Genomic DNA, 16,838 nt, shown 5'->3' with positions numbered 1-16,838 from the left:
TTATCCAATCAATGATATATGATATTGTATCCAATGTTGACAGGGAGAAATTATTCCCATACAAAAACTAAGTCAAATCGTTTCTCAGGAAAGATGCAGGAGTGGGATCTACATCAAGATCGTGGTTAGATCGTTACTGGACGTGATTAATAGAATTGAAGAATTGGTTGAAGCGCCTGCGATGCTCACGCAGGCGAAAAGATCAGGCAGAAGGGTCACCAACATAGCGGGTCAGCATATTCTCCATTGAGCGAATAATGTGTTCGCGCATGCGCTGGCGTGCCAATGTTTCATCATGAAGTTCAAGAGCTTGCAGAATACTTTTATGTTCCTGAATGGAAATCACGGCATACTCTTCTTCGGTGACCTTATGGCCCATCGACAGGCCGTTCCACATATTACAGAGCAACATTTTCATTTTTTCGTTGCCAGCAACATTCCATATTTCCATATGAAATGCCTGATTCAGGTCGGAGTATTCCGCCGAGTTATTTTCCGCGAGAGCCTTTTCAGCGGCATAATGCACCTGGGCTATCCGCGAGATATCGGTGCCAGGACGAGAAGCTTTAGCCACCGCCTCACTTTCTAACAGCGCGCGAATTTCATAGTGTTCACGGATCGTTTGTTCATTGATGCCCAACACCACCGCCCCTTTATTAGGGCGCACTTTTATCAGCCCATCCGCCGCCAGAATCTGAAACGCCTCGCGCACTGGCATACTGGACACGCCGACCATTCTGGCAATGCCTTCTAACGTAATCTCCTGCCCTTCCACGAACTCCCTCGAAAGAATCGCTTTACGCAGCACTGCCGCGACCTGTTCTTTCGCTGAAAGAAGCTTAATCTTCCCTAACTTAGGCTTCTGCACTTTCCCAATCCTTCATATGTTGACGCATTATTTCTGCTAAAGAGAGGAAATAACGCTGCATAACTTGCCCAATCTCATCACGCCGCCCCTGGCGTATGACGTCAGCCAGTTCAGCGAAAAGCTGCGCCGACTCCTGATTATCTTTTTTCAGATGCAAAATAACATAAGAGACATAACCGTCCAGGAACTGCTGATACACCTTTTCCAGATAGCGGTTATTCACATAAGAAATCAGCATCGCATGACACTCCAGTTCGCAGGATTTGTCTTCTGCGACAGCCAGCGCTTGCGCACGTATCAGGAGGGCATCGCCTGCTTCGCTGGGTATCAGCGAAAACATTTCGGCGGCCATCGCGGCAATCACGCGAAAAATATGACTCACGCGATCGGCCTCAAGATGCGCGACCTGCATGTGCCTGTTGGGCAGTCGGATTAAAAAACCTTCCTGTTCGAGTGACTGTAGCGCTTCTCGAACCGGCATTCGTGAAAGACCAAGCTGCTCCGCAATACTTTCCTGCGCGAGTTCTTCTCCCGCTTTTATATTGCCGGAAAGAATTTCATAGCGAAGCATTTGCGTAATGTGATCGCGGGTTTGCGTTCTTTGGATCTTTTTCACGACGTTCTCGTTAATAACCGATAAGACGTGAGGAGTTTAGCAGATTTAGTACTTGATTTCGTGGCTTGTTTACAGTCAAAGAAGCCGGAGCAAAAGCCCCGGCATCGGGCAGGAACAGCTTATTTATTAATAAAATCTTCACCCAACTGAATATCTTTTTTCAGCGTATCCAGCATAGCGTCCAGCGAATGTTGCTCGAAAGCGCTCAGTGTGCCGATGGATTTACGCTCTTCTACACCGTTTTTACCCAGCAGCAGCGGCTGAGAGAAGAAACGGGCATACTGACCGTCGCCTTCCACATAGGCGCATTCCACCACGCCTTTTTCGCCCTGCAGAGCGCGAACCAGAGAAAGACCGAAACGTGCGGCAGCCTGACCCATAGAGAGGGTTGCCGATCCGCCGCCGGCTTTCGCCTCGACGACTTCGGTACCGGCGTTCTGAATACGTTTAGTCAGCTCAGCCGCTTCTTGCTCGGTAAAACTTACGCCTGGAATCTGCGACAGCAGCGGCAGAATCGTCACGCCGGAGTGTCCGCCAATCACCGGAACTTCAACTTCCGTTGGCAGCTTACCTTTCAGCTCTGCGACAAAGGTATTAGAGCGGATGATATCCAGCGTGGTAACGCCAAACAGTTTGTTTTTGTCGTATACGCCTGCTTTTTTCAGCACTTCCGCCGCAATCGCAACGGTGGTGTTCACCGGGTTGGTGATAATGCCCACGCACGCTTTCGGGCAGGTTTTAGCGATCTGCTGCACCAGGTTTTTCACGATGCCAGCGTTAACGTTAAACAGATCGGAACGGTCCATACCCGGCTTACGCGCCACACCCGCAGAAATCAGTACTACGTCAGCGCCTTCAAGCGCCGGGGTTGCGTCTTCACCGGAGAAACCTTTGATTTTTACAGCGGTGGGGATGTGGCTCAAATCAACGGCCACACCGGGAGTCACTGGAGCGATGTCGTACAGGGAGAGTTCTGAACCTGAAGGCAGTTGGTTTTTTAAAAGTAATGCCAGCGCCTGACCGATACCACCAGCAGCGCCGAGGACTGCGACTTTCATCCTAAACTCCTTATTATATGATTAGCTAAGTGTCTATTGCTCCGCGGCGGCGACCTTAATTCACAAATTCAATGATTACAATCCTCACTCATCAAGAATGCGGAGTCGCGCAATTTTGGCTTTTATGCATTTAATTTGCGTAATCCGGATCGACTGCAACCAGAGAGCAACGTTCCTACAGGTGGTGACAATATACCCTACTATCCTCTCAAAACAACATCATTTTGATAACAATTAATTTACTTTTAATCTTATTTGCGAGGCGTGACACAGGCATGTTTCTTGATAACGAAATTTGATAAAATTCCGCTCTTTCATAACATTATTTCAGCCTTAAACAAGGCAGACTGTTTGCATAAAAATTCATCTGTATGCACAATAATGTTGTTTCTACCGCCATATTACGGGTGACTTATGCGAAGCTCGGCTAAACAAGAAGAACTAGTAAGAGCGTTTAAAGCGCTCCTCAAAGAAGAAAAATTCAGCTCACAGGGCGAAATCGTCCTCGCGTTGCAGGATCAGGGCTTTGAAAATATCAATCAGTCCAAGGTCTCGCGCATGTTGACTAAGTTCGGCGCAGTGCGTACACGTAACGCAAAAATGGAAATGGTGTACTGTCTTCCGGCTGAACTGGGCGTCCCAACAACATCCAGTCCGTTGAAAAATCTGGTGCTGGATATCGACTATAACGACGCTGTCGTGGTGATTCATACCAGCCCCGGCGCGGCACAACTCATCGCGCGCCTGCTGGATTCACTGGGGAAAGCAGAAGGTATTCTCGGCACGATTGCCGGCGACGATACTATCTTCACTACGCCTGCCAGCGGCTTTTCCGTAAGAGATCTGTACGAAGCCATTCTGGAACTTTTTGAACAAGAGCTTTAGTCCCACTTCCTCCGTCGTCGTACGGCGGAGGCACCTTTTTGTCCTCTCCCCTCGCCGCTTTCCTGTACGGCTATCATTTGGCAAATCATGCCCTTAAACATTCACCACATGAATGACAAATCAAAAAAACGCACAAAATGTCAAGTTTTTTAACCGATTGATTTTCTTTTATTCTTTAAACAGCAGCGGCGAAAAACAGCAATTTTAATTCCATAACGTTATAAAAAATAAAATTTTTAATGTCTTTAAAAAGCAGAAACAATTAGCGTGGTATTAATTAATCGCGTGATTAGTGTATACTTAATTTTGTGATGAGGGTCACGAAACAAAGACCCCAGTAAAGGAATTCGACGAGGTAAAAATCATGAAAATCAAAACCACTGTTGCAACATTAAGTATTCTGTCCGTTCTCTCTTTTGGCGCTTTCGCCGCAGAACCTATCAGCGCAGAGCAAGCGCAAAATCGTGAAGCAATCGGATCGGTTTCAGTCAGCGCTATCGGCTCATCGCCTATGGATATGAACGCCATGCTGAGCAAAAAAGCGGATGAACAAGGCGCTACGGCCTACCACATTACCGAAGCGCGTAGCGGCAGCAACTGGCACGCCACTGCCGAACTGTACAAATAAAATTCACCTGCCATCGCATATAACGTGTCATTGCTTCGCGGAGATATCGCATAAGAAAAGCCCATTAATCCGCGAGGTTGACCCTATAAAGGAATAAAAGACCATGAAAACGAAATACATTATCGCATCACTCGGCCTGGCCACTCTGCTCTCTTTCGGCGCAAATGCCGCAGTACATCAGGTCAACGCGGAACAGGCGCAGAATCTGCAACCGATGGGCACCATTTCCGTCTCGCAGATTGGTAGTACGCCAATGGATATGCGCCAGGAGATCGTCGCTAAAGCCGAAAAAGCAGGCGCTAATAGCTATCGCATCATCGAATTAAAAGAAGGTGATAACTGGCACGCCACCGCCGAGTTGTATAAGTAAACCCTCGTCGTCTAACCCGACGACTTGCCCCCGCCTGCCGGGGGCTTTTTTATGCTTTTTCAATGCCGGACATTAAACCGTAGCCGCCCCTCCAGCTCTTCTTCCGCTTCATCAAAGAGTAAAATCAGCGCCCCGTAGCGCCTGCGCAGTTTATCAGGCAGGTGAACGAACTCAATCTCTAGCGGTAGAGGTAAGATATCGCTCATTACCGCATCCCATAATGTATCAAGATCGCTTACTTTCTCACTGGCAAGACCAAACGTCTGCGTAAACTCGCGATAAAAATCGCTTTGGTTTTTAATATCATTAAAATCAAAAGTATAGACATTCATAGCCAGCCACCATCCCCGACAGACAATTGTCTGTTTTACTACTAAGCATCATTATGCAGAGGTTTCACTTCCAGAAACGCCTTTAGCCCCGGAGCACTCTTGCGCTGTTTTTGTATCTCAAATAAGTATAGTCATAAAAAAACCGACGCTTTTGGCATCGGTTCTTGTGGGTTAGCTATCGGTAAGCGCGTTCTGGTATTTATGTAACATGCCCGTCAGGCGTTTAACCGGTTCCGTCACCTGCGGCGGCGCCTCCCAGATACGTAATTTCTCCTGATAGATATCCAGCTCATCCAGCAACTGACCAAAGTAGCGTCGCCGTTTATCATCGCTTCCGGCGGAAATAACATGGTCTGCGGTACGACGAAGCTGGCGGTGGAACACTGACAGATCCTCATTAACCGGTATCGGCGCGTCGCGCAGACGTTGATGAGCAATGATCATCGTTAGCGCCAGGCGAAACTTCGGCAAATCGCCAGGGAATTTATTCATCAGCAAAAAGAGTTGCTGATATAACGCAGGCAGACGGTTTTCTTTACGACGTACCACGTTAGTCGTCATTGCCGAGACCGCAGCGGAAACAAACTGATTAAGCAGCACGCGACCGGTTCGATCTTTGGATTTATCACGCACCAGCAGGATGACGATAAACGCCAGCATACAGCCGACAATTTGCCCCAACGCGCTGTCGAGGAACTGGCTGAAATGGAACGTCATCGGATTATCCAACACAATAATGTTAATCGTACTGGCCAGCGCCCCCATCGACCCCAGACGTCGTTTCTGGACCTCAATGCCGATAAAGAACCCCAATACCGCCAGGCTCAAACATAACAACAGCATACTTTGCTGCGTATTGGGAATAATCACCAGGAAATAGAGCAATCCCAGCGGCAACGCCGCCAGAGTGCCATAAATAAAATCAATGCAGACCATGCGCGGATTGGGTAAACGCATCGCCAGCGAGGTCACCACGGCAATCATCACCATCGCGCCATTACCCGATGTCCAGCCGGTCCATAGCCAGAATAATGTCCCCAGAATGCAGGAAAGCGTGGTGCGCCAGAAGTTCACCATCGCATGGTGGCGTTCAGCGGATTCCACTTTAACTACGGGCTCGCCTTGCAGGATCTCTTCTTCCGTCGCGCTGATTTTGGTGTTACTGATCACGCCGCGTTTAAGCAGCAGATAGCGCGTCGCAGCGCCTACCCAGCTATAAAGCGTGACGGGCGTTTCGCGCTCGCCGGTCCAGACAATAACACGCCGCATCCGTTTTAACTGCCTGTGGACGTCCTGTACCGTTTCAACCGGCGTCTCGAACAGTTCCCGGAATGTATCGGTAATCAGTTCCGGCCGCGTGTTTTGAATAAGATAAGTTTCACAGGATTGCGTAATCAGCGTGAGCGAAAGCGTATTCAACGCTTTCAGGCGGCGGTTAGCGCGTACCCAGCGCGAAGATTCCATATTCAGATTACTTCGCATCCCCTCCAGCGCCGCCGTGCGTCGCACCAGATCGCCCCAGGCGTTGTCGACTTCTTCGCTGTCGCCATGCTTAATACAAAGTTGCATTAGCTGATATTGCGCTACCAGTAAACTGTCCAGTTCGCGATCAACCTCCTGCTTTATCGATCGCGGCGAGAAAAGCAGATCCGCTAAAATAGCGCAGCCAATGCCGATAACGATTTCGCTACAGCGCTCAAGCGCAAATTGCGGCGTGAGCAGCGGCTCCGTCTGAATGGTAATCACAATAATCAGCGCAGTATAACCTGACAGTCCCCACGCATAAGAGTTTTCGATCCGTACTAAAGAGGAGATCCAGGTACAAAAACCGGCCCAGACACAGCACACCAGAATCATCAATAGCGGCGCGCGGATCATAGAGATAATAATGATAAGCGCGGCGATACAGCCAATAAACGTCCCGATAATACGCAACATTCCGCGATAACGGATAGCGCCGGAATAGGGTTCCCCGCCGGCGGCAAATGCCGGGCCTGCCGCCACGATCGCGGCGGTCAGCACCGCCCAACGCGGCGTCTCCAGTTGAAAATGGAAGCCGATAAATAATGCCAGCACAATGGCGCACGCCAGCTTTACCGCAAAACGAATGTGCTGGTTGGCAATGGAGAAAATGCCCATGACGATTAACCGAATTCGCGCAGCCGGTGCGCCAGTTTACGGAAGAAGGAGTCCTGGCTTGCGTCACGATCCTGCTTACCGGTGATCACGACGGTTGCCGTCGTACCGGCAGGCCACAAATTCCCCTGCTGCTCGTCGAGCCGGATGCGCACCGGAACACGCTGGGCCAGACGCACCCATTCGAGATTAGAGTCTATCGTCGCCATCCCTTTCGCATCGCTGGTACTGCTGGCATTCGTTACCCCTGCCGCCACGCTATCGACGGTACCTTTTAATACCCGGTTGCTGCCAAGCGGCGTGATTTCGGCACGATATCCCGGACGCACGCCTTCCAGCTTGGTCTCTTCCATATAGGCCTGCACGTAAAAAGAGTTCTTTTTCACCAGGGCGACGGCTGTGGAACCGCGGGTAATAAATTCACCGGCATAAACATTGAGGTTAGTCACCCAGCCGTCGGCAGGCGCGCGAATGACGGTGCGTTCCAGATCGAGTTTAGCCAGATCGCGCGTCGCCTGGGCTTTAGCCAGTTGATGCAGTACAGTCTGCAAGACATTGTTCGCCTGATCGATCTCTTCCCGGGACATCGCCTGTACGCCGAGGCGATTACGGCGACCGGCTTCCTGGCGTTTTTCCTGCGCCAGGACCTGATAATAGGCTACATCAGCTTCCGCTTCCGCCAGTGCTTTTTGATAGCGTGGCTGATCGATGGTAAACAGGACCTGATCCTTTTTCACCAGTTGGTTATCATGCACGTTTACATGGGTAATCAGGCCCGCGACATCCGGGGCAATAGCGACGACATCGGCGCTAAAACGCGCGTCGCGCGTCCAGGGAGATTCGGTGTAATACACCCAGGCGCGGAAAATGGCGATAAAGGCCAGAATAACCAGTACGAGGGTAATGGCCGTACGGGAGAGTTTTCTTGTTAGTGTTTTCACTTCAACCTCAAACGAACAGGCGCGATATTAAATAAAACAGACAACAATACAGCGCGGTATTGAACAAAGCCGGATGCCAGACAAAATCATAGATACCCGTCGGCACAAGCATCCGACGCACCAGCCAAAAAATAGCCAGTGACAAAAGCAATTCGAAAAATATCGGTGGGAAGGAAAGACCAAACACCACGATAACGGGAAACAGACTCATGTTGACCTTGATTTCTGAGAGAGAGCAGGCGATAGATTGTTAAGCTACATCGCCGCAGAGAAGGGCAAGAGACGCCAGGCGAGAGCGACATAGCTCTTATTCGAATAATAGTATATTAACGTAATTGTTATGCTGTTATCTATATTATGTGATCTAAATCACTTTTAAGCCAGAGTGAATAATGGAACGATTAAAACGAATGTCGGTATTCGCCAAAGTTGTCGAGTTTGGCTCTTTTACCGCCGCAGCCAGACAGCTGCAAATGAGCGTATCGTCCATCAGCCAGACTGTGGCGAAACTGGAAGATGAGCTTCAGGTTAAATTGCTCAACCGCAGCACACGCAGCATTGGGCTCACCGAGGCTGGAAAAATCTATTATCAGGGCTGTCGTCGTATGCTGCATGAAGTGCAGGATGTTCATGAGCAGCTTTACGCTTTTAATAACACGCCTATCGGTACATTGCGTATCGGCTGTTCTTCAACCATGGCGCAAAATGTGCTGGCCGGGCTTACCGCAAAATTATTAAAAGAGTATCCCGGTCTGGCGGTCAATCTGGTGACAGGAATTCCGGCTCCGGATTTAATTGCCGACGGGCTGGACGTGGTGATCCGCGTGGGCGCGCTGCAAGACTCCAGCCTGTTTTCCCGTCGACTCGGCGCGATGCCGATGGTTGTGTGCGCCGCCAAGCCCTACCTCGCTCAGTACGGCGTCCCGGAAAAACCCGCCGATCTCAGTAGCCATTCCTGGCTGGAATATAGCGTGCGCCCGGATAATGAGTTTGAACTTATCGCGCCGGAAGGAATTTCTACCCGACTGATTCCACAGGGGCGGTTCGTCACTAACGATCCGATGACGCTGGTACGCTGGCTGACCGCCGGAACCGGAATCGCTTATGTGCCGCTGATGTGGGTGATCGATGAGATCAATCGTGGCGATCTGGAGATCCTGCTGCCTCGCTATCAGTCCGATCCCCGTCCGGTGTACGCGCTGTACACCGAAAAAGATAAGCTGCCGCTTAAAGTGCAGGTAGTGATTAACGCGTTAACTGACTATTTTGTCGATGTCGCACACCTGTTTCAGGGAATGCACGGGCGAGGGAAAGAAAAATAAAAACACCGGGTAATTGCTGAAGACGATTGTAGGCCAGATGCCACCCGACGCAGACATTGCCTGATGGCGCTGCGCTTATCAGGCCTGGGCGGCACACACCACAGGCCTGATAAGGCGGACAGTTATGCGGTGCCGCCAACCGTCAGGTTATCGACTTTCAGCGTCGGCTGGCCTACGCCTACCGGCAGACTTTGACCCTCTTTACCGCAAACCCCCACCCCGTTATCCAGCTTAAGGTCATTGCCGACCATGGAGATCTGTTGCATCGTTTCAATGCCTGATCCAATCAACGTCGCGCCCTTCACCGGCGTCGTGACTTTGCCGTTTTCAATCAGATACGCTTCCGAGGTAGAGAACACAAACTTGCCGGAGGTGATATCCACCTGACCGCCGCCAAAGTTAGGCGCATAGATGCCGTACTCAACGGATTCGATAATTTCCTGCGGCGTTGACTGCCCCGCCAACATATAGGTATTCGTCATACGCGGCATTGGCAGATGCGCATAAGATTCGCGACGCCCGTTACCGGTCGGCGCAGCGCCCATCAGGCGCGCGTTCAGCTTGTCCTGCATGTATCCTTTCAGTACGCCATTTTCAATCAATACGTTGTGCTGGCCTGGCGTACCTTCATCATCGATAGCAACGGAGCCGCGACGGTTCATCATTGTGCCGTCATCCACTACGGTGCAAAGCGCGGAGGCAACCTGCTCACCGATCTGACCGCTAAACACAGACGTCCCACGACGGTTGAAATCACCTTCCAGCCCGTGCCCGACCGCTTCGTGCAGCAATACGCCCGGCCACCCGGCGCCCAGAACCACCGGTAACGTCCCCGCTGGCGCAGCGACCGCGGAGAGATTAACCAGCGCCATGCGTACCGCTTCTTTCGCCCACGCGTCGGCGCGAACCTCGCCGTCGAGATCGGCAAGAAAATACTCATAACCAAAGCGACCGCCGCCGCCGCTGGCGCCGCGCTCGCGTTTACCGTCTTCTTCCACCTGCACGCTAACGGACAACCGCACCAGTGGACGGACATCCGCCGCCAGCGTCCCGTCGGTCGCCGCCACGAGGATTAATTCATATACGCCGGTCAGGCTGGCGTTAACTTCCTGCACGCGTTTATCGGCTTCTCGCGCCACTTTGTCAACGCGTCTGAGGATATCCAGCTTCTCTTCGCGGCTCATACTTTGCAGTGGATCAAGGGTGGTGTAGAGCGGCTGATGCGCTACGGCGGCGAGCGTTTTTACCTTGCCTTCGCCGTTCTCGCGTACAATGGTTCGCGCTGCCTGCGCACTCTGCTCCAGCGCCAGGAGGCTTATCTGGTCAGCATAAGCAAAACCGGTTTTTTCGCCGCTAATGGCGCGAACGCCAACGCCCTGGTCGATATTATATGAACCATCTTTAATGATGCGGTCTTCTAAAACCCAGGATTCGTGATAGCTCGACTGAAAATAGAGGTCGCCATAATCAAGACGGCGTTCGGCCAGTTGGCCCAAAATAGCGAACAGATCCTGATGGTTCAGGCCATTCGCCGCTAGCAATTGTTCACTTACCAGGTTCAGACTCATCGTTTTTGCTACTCGTTGATTTCTGCCGGATGGCGGTTCACGCCTTATCCGGACTACGTTGTTAGATTGTACAAACCGGATAAACGCAGCGCCGTCCGGCATGACTATTTACTGAGAGTGGGGCAATTCCTCGCCCCCGTCAAATCATTGCTGGCTTTCTTTTATCGGTTGGCGCAGAACTTCGTTGATCTGCGGCGCATCGACCGGACCGGTAATGCGATATCGCAAAATGGAGACCTTGCTCCATAGCGGCCCCAACACTTTACTGGCGGCAAATACCGCCGCGCCGACAATCGGGTTAACGGCAAACGCGGCGGCGACGCCCACGGTGGCGGAAATTTCCGGCGCGACAACGGCCTCCATATCAAGACGACGACGCACCAGATCAACAGAACCTTTCATTGCAATATCCGCTTCCAGCCCATCCACCAGCGTATCGTCAGTATGCAGGACGCCATCTTTAATCCACGCGGTACTATGAATAGAGTCGAAATAGAAGCCCTCGCTAAAGGTATCTCTGAAGTCAAACCGCAGCTTACGCAGCAACGCATCAAAACTGAGCAGCCGCAGTAGCTGTCCGGCATGGCCGCTACTGAGATCAGTAAACTCGCCTTTACCCAGACGCGTGCGTAAAATCCCGTTGAGCGTGGCTTCATCAGGTTGCCAGGGCGGGTTTCGCCAGTGCAGATCGTAATCGACGTTAAAAGACGCGTTCTGGATTGGCGTCGAGATACCGAAGAACCCGGCAGCCGTGTCGAGGTTACTACCATGCAGACTACCTTTCAGCGAGGTTCGTTCATTACCCGGCGCATTCACCCACTCGCCGTTCGCTTTCAAACGGGCGAATCCGGTATCGATCAGGCCATTCGCCAGAGTCAGCGTATTGCCTTTGATGGCGAAATCGCCGTCAATACGCCCATATTTTTGCCCCCACAGCCAGCACTCTTCGCAGCGAAGCTGTAAGTCCGGCCAGCCGCGGAAGCTAATCGTGTTCGCCGAAGCCAACGGCGATGTCGGCGTTGGTGACGAGGCGTGCGTTTTTGCGACGCCAGGGTTGTAGTACAGGTACTTAATGTTCGCCAGCCACGGCGCATGGTTGCGCATGAGCAGCGTGGCGTTCACCTCACGGCCCTGCGCTTCAATTTTTGTTCCGTTCAGCGAGGGGGCTGAAACGACGCTCAAATTGTTCCACTGCTGGCCGCCCAGCGATAGCGCGGGAGTACGCAACGTGACGCGTTGAGGAAACTCGGCCGAACTGCTCACGTTATCCGCCGCGCCTTTCTGGAATAACGCCAGCCACTGCGCGCCATCCAGCGCTGGCAGATTGAGCTCAACGCCTTGTTGAGCAGGTAATGGCGGAATCGTCCGGCTGTCCGTCGTCCAGATAGCCCGATCCAACGTCAGCTTCTGATTTAATAACCAGCGGCTGTTAAAGTGATTTTTACTCCCTGCGCTCCCCGTTAGCGCAAAACTTTTCAGGTTGCCGTCAGCCTGAATGTTCACCGGAATGGCTTCGCCTGCGGGTTTATTTAGCGGAGAAGGTAAGTGACTGCTCACATTTCTCAGATCGCCATTCAGCTCGATGTGATAAGTGGTGTCAGCGTGATACGGAAGATCGATGCCGACTTTACCATTCCACGTCACGCTGCCGCTCAGGGCGTCATTCAGTTGCGGCGGTAAGACGCCCATACGCGTTGGTTGCCAGTTACCGTTCAGGTTGACGGCGACCTGATAGGCTTTTGCCCCTTCCGTCGTACTGAAATCCAGGTTAAGCGGCTGATTAAACCAGTTTGCCGTCAGCGGCCCGCTTTTTAGCGCGCCATTCACAAAGCTGAATTTACCGTTCAGATTTTTGAGCGTGCTGTTTAGCGGCTTAATAAACAGACTGTTATTACGCAACGAGACATCGCCCTCGGCGGTAACCTGTTCTCCGTCCAGCGGAATATCAAGATGTAAGCGAGCATTCACATCGCCATCTAACTGGAGCTCCGCCAGCGTCGAGCCAAGCGAGTCTTTTAGCGGCGTCTCGTCAAAATAAGGCCCAACGGCTTTTCCCGGCCCGTTAATATCGGCATCAATGAGCAGTTTCTCTTTGGAATAATCCGGAATCGCCGCCGCGAGTTTGCTGGCCTTCACCCCGCCCAAATCGACGCTATCCGAACGCATCCACAGGCCGTCGTTCAGGAAATCCAGTTCAATGTTGAGATTTTTTAGCGCCGGCCAGTCGGGTTGAAAAGCAAACGTCGCATTGCGTAGCGGCACCAGCACTTCAAACTGACCTTCGTTATGCTTATAGGGAAAGAGGTGCGGGTTACCACCGTAAACCAACGTGGCGTTATCCGCCTCGCCGCCCTGAATCGCGCCGCTAAGGTAATCGACCAGCGCTTTGCCCATCAGGTTTTCCGGAAAATAGCGCCACGCCTGAGATCCATCGTCGGTACTGATTCCGGCCAGAATACCCAGCCACGGTTCGTCGCCCGTCGGTTGCAGATAGCGGAACCCGCCGCGCGCATGTACCGCCTTTGCTTTGACGTCAATGTCGCGGCCATCAAGCTGAAAGCCGTTCTCATTCTTCAACCAGCTAAGCGTCGCGACGCCGTTTTCAATTTCCAGCGGCGCGCGAAAAACGGTTTCATAGGGCATCTTAGCCTGCTGCATCGCAACCTTCATCTGCCCGTCTTCTACGCTTCCCGCCAGCGTACCGGAAAAATGTTCCGCGCCGGGCAACAGCTTCCACTGTTTCCAGGCAAGATTTTCCCACGATGCCTGAAAACGCGTTTTTTCGGTGGCCTGTAGCGGAATATCCAGCGCCAGTGTGGCGATCTTTCCGCTCGGCTGCGTAGCCTGCCATATTTCGCCCAGCACAGGCGACAGTTTAGCCGCCAGCGGACGTAATGCTTCCAGCCCCGCCAGTTCAAGATTACTGGCGCGAATGCGTAGTTCATCGCTACGTGTGTGATTCTCGCCGCCGACGTCCTGCTGCGGGAGCCAGGCCACGGTTAAGGCTCCGCTCGGCCAGGGTTTACCATCAAGCGTAATCCGTGTGTCCGGAATATAAAACTGCCAGCCCGGCTGCTCGCGGCTAATCTGCGCCGTCAGGTTATCGACAGACAGCGTGTGCGTCGTGTTATCGCCCAGCCAGCTTGCGCCGCCCTGTTTCAGCCAGACGTCTCCTCCGGCGATTTCGCCTTTACTGAGCGTCATCCAGCCTTCCAGACTGAAACGCGCCGTCTGGAGCGCCACATTATCCTGCATCCATTTGCCCAGCCACGGCTTGACGTCAATATCATCGGCCTGTAACCAGACTCTGCCGTTATTCAGCAAACCGTCGTCATCGCGTAAATCCATCCGCACCTGCATCACGCCGTGCTGCCCGGTCAGGCTGGAGAGGCTGACTTCGCCTTCGGCGCGGTGCCGCTCTTTGCCGTTTAGCCAGGTAAGCTGTGGGATCGCCAGCTCCGCGCGTTGTCCGGAAAGCGTCAGAAAACTGATTTGGCTATCGCGCAGATCGAAATGATCGAACTGACGCAGGAAAAGATCGCTTAAACGGCTGGTTTCGATGCCTTCGCCGTCGCTGCTTTGAAGAGGCGTGTTGGTGCGGAAATTGAGTTGCCAGAAGGTCAGGTCGCGAAACTGCCAGCGCATATGCAACAGGCTTTGCCAGACGTCCAGCGCCAGCGTAACGCGTTTTATCGACAGTTCGCCGCCATCTTTCAGGGCGGCATGAATATTATGCGCTTCCAGCGTAGGGCCAAAATTTTGCCAGCTTGCGGAGAGTTGGCTGGCGGCCACCGGCACGCCGGTCACAGACTCAATTTTATTCAGGATAGCTGGACGCCAGGCGTCAAGATGAGGCAACGCCAGGCGCAGCCCGCTAACCAGCAGCGCTGCAATGACGATGAGCGCGGCTCCAGTGAGCAATAAAATCCCCGGCAATCGCCTCACGCGTCTCTCCTTGTCTGCCAAAAAATACGACTCACACCCCTTGAAGGTATATTGCCGGATGGCGGCGCTTGCGCCTTATCCGGCCTACATGCGCTGGTGCTACTACTCAATTACATCATTACGACGTCAAACTGCTCCTGGTTATAAAGCGGTTCGACCTGAACTTTAACCTGTTTGCCGACAAAGATTTCGACTTCCGCCAGCGCGTGTGATTCTTCGCCTTTCAGCGCTTCCGCCACCGCAGGAGAAGCATAAACCAGGAAGCGATCGGAGTCATAAGCGTGATGAACACGTACAATTTCACGCATGATCTCATAGCAGACGGTTTCCACCGTTTTTACCGTCCCGCGGCCATGACAGGTTGGACATTCGTTACAAAGCACATGTTCCACGCTTTCACGAGTCCGTTTACGGGTCATTTCCACCAGTCCCAGCGGCGAAAAACCGTTAATACTGGTTTTCACGCGATCCTTACTTAACGCCTGTTCCAGCGAATGCAGCACCCGGCGGCGATGATCTTCATTATTCATGTCGATAAAATCGATAATGATAATGCCGCCCAGATTACGCAGGCGTAGCTGGCGGGCAATGGCCTGAGTCGCTTCAATATTGGTATTAAAAATGGTGTCGTCGAGATTACGGTGTCCGACAAACGCGCCGGTATTGATATCTACCGTCGTCATCGCTTCGGTTTGGTCGATAATCAGATAACCGCCGGACTTGAGTTCAACCTTACGCTCCAGCGCGCGCTGGATCTCATTTTCCACGTCATAAAGATCGAAGATCGGCTGATGGCCACTGTAATGCTCCAGCTTACTGGTCATTTCCGGGATGTATTCTGCAGTAAACTCCAGCAGCGACTCATAGGTCAGACGTGAGTCGACGCGAATTCGGTCCAACTGCGCATCGGCGAAATCGCGCAGCACGCGCTGCGCCAGCGCCAGTTCGCCATACATCTGGTAGCGCGTTTGCGGACGCTTTTTGCGCTCCATGACTTTCGTCCAGACGCGCTTGAGATAGGCGGCGTCAGACGCGAGATCCTCTTCACACACGCCTTCCGCCGCGGTACGGATAATAAACCCGCCCTGTTCGTCGCAGTATTCCGCCACCACCTTTTTCAGGCGCTCGCGTTCACTTTCGCTTTCGATACGCTGGGAAACGCCAACGTGTGACGCGCCAGGCATAAAAACAAGGTAACGGGAGGGCAACGTGATGTCCGTGGTCAAACGCGCGCCTTTCGTGCCGAGCGGATCTTTCACTACCTGCACCATCAGATCCTGTCCCTGGCGCACCAGCTCGGAGATATCGCGCACGGTAAACTGTTTTTGCTCGTCGCCTGCCACGCATTCGGTATGCGGCATAATGTCGGAAGCATGAAGAAATGCGGCTTTATCCAGCCCAATATCTACAAAAGCCGCCTGCATACCTGGAAGTACACGACTTACACGACCTTTGTAGATATTGCCTACGATTCCGCGTCGCGCTTCGCGCTCAATATGGATTTCCTGAAGAATACCGCCATCAATGTACGCCACGCGCGTTTCCGATGGCGTTACGTTTACCAACAATTCAGCCGTCATGTTTATCCCTTTTATCACGCAGTGCGTTAAAATGACTCAACAACTCATACGTTTCAACCAGCGGTAAGCCGACCACGGCGTGATAGCTGCCATTTATCTTCCTGACAAAACAGCCACCCCGCCCCTGAATACCGTATGCACCTGCTTTATCTAAAGGCTCGCCGCTGGCGACATAGCCAGTAATATCCTGCGCAGAAAGCGTGCGGAAAGTCACCTCCGTTACCACCAGACAATCCAGCGTCTGCTGCGAGTCCGCAAGCGCAACAGCAGTCATCACCTGATGCGTATTTCCGGAAAGCAAACGCAGCATTTCTGCGGCATGAGCGGCGTCGCGCGGCTTTTCCAGCACCTCGCCGTTTAACACGACTATCGTATCCGCGCCCAACACCGGCAGATCACGGGGAACCAGCGCCACGCCAGCCTGCGCCTTTTCGCGCGCCAGCCGAACAACATACTGCTGCGCGCTTTCCTGAGCACGCCGTTGCTCTTCAATACCAGGCACGACCTGCTCGAATGAAAATCCAAGTTGAGTCAATAATTCCTGGCGACGCGGGGAACCGGAAGCAAGATACAGAGTTGTCATATCGAC

General features: G+C 52.5%; 15 protein-coding genes. 4 read left to right on the top strand and 11 right to left on the bottom strand.

The window, feature by feature from the left end:
• Nucleotides 1–202: 202 nt before the first annotated feature.
• The 3 genes from ACLJPQ_RS17915 to mdh form a co-directional block, all read right to left on the bottom strand.
• Nucleotides 203–868: a GntR family transcriptional regulator gene (locus ACLJPQ_RS17915; RefSeq protein WP_080185167.1), complete on the bottom strand. Its 666-nt coding sequence runs from the start codon at nt 866–868 to the stop codon at nt 203–205.
• A complete protein-coding gene (locus ACLJPQ_RS17910; RefSeq protein ID WP_023227758.1) occupies nt 855–1,484 on the bottom strand; it encodes a GntR family transcriptional regulator in 630 nt (209 codons plus the stop codon). Before ACLJPQ_RS17910 ends, ACLJPQ_RS17915 begins: the two co-directional genes overlap by 14 nt.
• A gap of 119 nt (nt 1,485–1,603) precedes the next feature.
• Entirely contained in the window at nt 1,604–2,542 is a 939-nt protein-coding gene (gene mdh / locus ACLJPQ_RS17905) for a malate dehydrogenase (RefSeq protein ID WP_000861586.1), read from the bottom strand.
• 414 nt (nt 2,543–2,956) lie between these two features.
• Between mdh and argR the strand changes: the two genes are divergently transcribed.
• The 3 genes from argR to yhcN-B all read left to right on the top strand — a co-directional run bounded on the left by argR (nt 2,957) and on the right by yhcN-B (nt 4,425).
• Nucleotides 2,957–3,427 carry a transcriptional regulator ArgR gene (gene argR, locus ACLJPQ_RS17900; RefSeq protein ID WP_001257852.1) on the top strand — a complete coding sequence of 157 codons (471 nt, stop codon included), beginning with the start codon at nt 2,957–2,959 and terminating at the stop codon, nt 3,425–3,427.
• A 364-nt stretch (nt 3,428–3,791) separates the two neighbouring features.
• A complete protein-coding gene (gene yhcN, locus ACLJPQ_RS17895; protein WP_000695693.1) occupies nt 3,792–4,055 on the top strand; it encodes a peroxide/acid stress response protein YhcN in 264 nt (87 codons plus the stop codon).
• A gap of 103 nt (nt 4,056–4,158) precedes the next feature.
• A complete protein-coding gene (gene yhcN-B / locus ACLJPQ_RS17890; RefSeq protein ID WP_000853277.1) occupies nt 4,159–4,425 on the top strand; it encodes a DUF1471 family stress response protein YhcN-B in 267 nt (88 codons plus the stop codon).
• Nucleotides 4,426–4,484: 59 nt separating this feature from the next.
• On the opposite strand, the gene ACLJPQ_RS17885 is transcribed toward yhcN-B, so the two are convergent.
• From ACLJPQ_RS17885 to aaeX, 4 genes are all read right to left on the bottom strand, one after another.
• Nucleotides 4,485–4,757 (bottom strand): hypothetical protein, encoded by a 273-nt coding sequence (locus tag ACLJPQ_RS17885; protein ID WP_001103887.1) that lies wholly within the window; start codon nt 4,755–4,757, stop codon nt 4,485–4,487.
• 171 nt (nt 4,758–4,928) lie between these two features.
• Nucleotides 4,929–6,896 (bottom strand): p-hydroxybenzoic acid efflux pump subunit AaeB, encoded by a 1,968-nt coding sequence (gene aaeB / locus ACLJPQ_RS17880; protein ID WP_000510913.1) that lies wholly within the window; start codon nt 6,894–6,896, stop codon nt 4,929–4,931.
• Between the two features lie 5 nt (nt 6,897–6,901).
• Nucleotides 6,902–7,834: a p-hydroxybenzoic acid efflux pump subunit AaeA gene (aaeA, locus tag ACLJPQ_RS17875; RefSeq protein WP_000855134.1), complete on the bottom strand. Its 933-nt coding sequence runs from the start codon at nt 7,832–7,834 to the stop codon at nt 6,902–6,904.
• A 7-nt stretch (nt 7,835–7,841) separates the two neighbouring features.
• Complete coding sequence (aaeX, locus tag ACLJPQ_RS17870) at nt 7,842–8,045, bottom strand: p-hydroxybenzoic acid efflux pump operon protein AaeX (RefSeq protein WP_000051840.1); 204 nt, start codon at nt 8,043–8,045, stop codon at nt 7,842–7,844.
• 181 nt (nt 8,046–8,226) lie between these two features.
• Between aaeX and aaeR the strand changes: the two genes are divergently transcribed.
• A complete protein-coding gene (gene aaeR / locus ACLJPQ_RS17865) occupies nt 8,227–9,156 on the top strand; it encodes an HTH-type transcriptional activator AaeR (RefSeq protein WP_000440300.1) in 930 nt (309 codons plus the stop codon).
• Between the two features lie 122 nt (nt 9,157–9,278).
• Here the strand turns inward: aaeR and tldD are convergent, their stop codons facing one another.
• From tldD to ACLJPQ_RS17845, 4 genes are all read right to left on the bottom strand, one after another.
• Nucleotides 9,279–10,724 (bottom strand): metalloprotease TldD, encoded by a 1,446-nt coding sequence (gene tldD, locus ACLJPQ_RS17860; RefSeq protein WP_080185168.1) that lies wholly within the window; start codon nt 10,722–10,724, stop codon nt 9,279–9,281.
• Between the two features lie 144 nt (nt 10,725–10,868).
• Entirely contained in the window at nt 10,869–14,669 is a 3,801-nt protein-coding gene (gene yhdP, locus ACLJPQ_RS17855; RefSeq protein ID WP_001253499.1) for an AsmA2 domain-containing protein YhdP, read from the bottom strand.
• A 110-nt stretch (nt 14,670–14,779) separates the two neighbouring features.
• The gene (gene rng, locus ACLJPQ_RS17850) at nt 14,780–16,249 is read right to left on the bottom strand and encodes a ribonuclease G (protein WP_000123188.1); all 1,470 of its coding nucleotides are present in this window, start codon (nt 16,247–16,249) and stop codon (nt 14,780–14,782) included.
• Complete coding sequence (locus tag ACLJPQ_RS17845) at nt 16,239–16,832, bottom strand: Maf family protein (RefSeq protein ID WP_000210306.1); 594 nt, start codon at nt 16,830–16,832, stop codon at nt 16,239–16,241. The genes rng and ACLJPQ_RS17845 overlap by 11 nt, the downstream gene beginning before the upstream one ends.
• Nucleotides 16,833–16,838 lie beyond the last annotated feature (6 nt).

The organism is Salmonella sp. SAL04213, from assembly GCF_046550535.1.
Classification (GTDB): domain Bacteria; phylum Pseudomonadota; class Gammaproteobacteria; order Enterobacterales; family Enterobacteriaceae; genus Salmonella; species Salmonella enterica.
Note: the sequence above shows the minus strand (reverse complement) of the source record. Positions and strands in the feature narration are given on the sequence as shown.

What these genes read in the sequence shown, in the direction of transcription:
- mdh (WP_000861586.1), bottom strand. Translation starts at nt 2,542, where the DNA reads ATGAAAGTCGCAGTCCTCGGCGCTGCTGGTGGTATCGGTCAGGCGCTG.
- argR (WP_001257852.1), top strand. Translation starts at nt 2,957, where the DNA reads ATGCGAAGCTCGGCTAAACAAGAAGAACTAGTAAGAGCGTTTAAAGCG.
- yhcN (WP_000695693.1), top strand. Translation starts at nt 3,792, where the DNA reads ATGAAAATCAAAACCACTGTTGCAACATTAAGTATTCTGTCCGTTCTC.
- yhcN-B (WP_000853277.1), top strand. Translation starts at nt 4,159, where the DNA reads ATGAAAACGAAATACATTATCGCATCACTCGGCCTGGCCACTCTGCTC.
- ACLJPQ_RS17885 (WP_001103887.1), bottom strand. Translation starts at nt 4,757, where the DNA reads ATGAATGTCTATACTTTTGATTTTAATGATATTAAAAACCAAAGCGAT.
- aaeB (WP_000510913.1), bottom strand. Translation starts at nt 6,896, where the DNA reads ATGGGCATTTTCTCCATTGCCAACCAGCACATTCGTTTTGCGGTAAAG.
- aaeX (WP_000051840.1), bottom strand. Translation starts at nt 8,045, where the DNA reads ATGAGTCTGTTTCCCGTTATCGTGGTGTTTGGTCTTTCCTTCCCACCG.
- aaeR (WP_000440300.1), top strand. Translation starts at nt 8,227, where the DNA reads ATGGAACGATTAAAACGAATGTCGGTATTCGCCAAAGTTGTCGAGTTT.
- tldD (WP_080185168.1), bottom strand. Translation starts at nt 10,724, where the DNA reads ATGAGTCTGAACCTGGTAAGTGAACAATTGCTAGCGGCGAATGGCCTG.
- rng (WP_000123188.1), bottom strand. Translation starts at nt 16,249, where the DNA reads ATGACGGCTGAATTGTTGGTAAACGTAACGCCATCGGAAACGCGCGTG.
- ACLJPQ_RS17845 (WP_000210306.1), bottom strand. Translation starts at nt 16,832, where the DNA reads ATGACAACTCTGTATCTTGCTTCCGGTTCCCCGCGTCGCCAGGAATTA.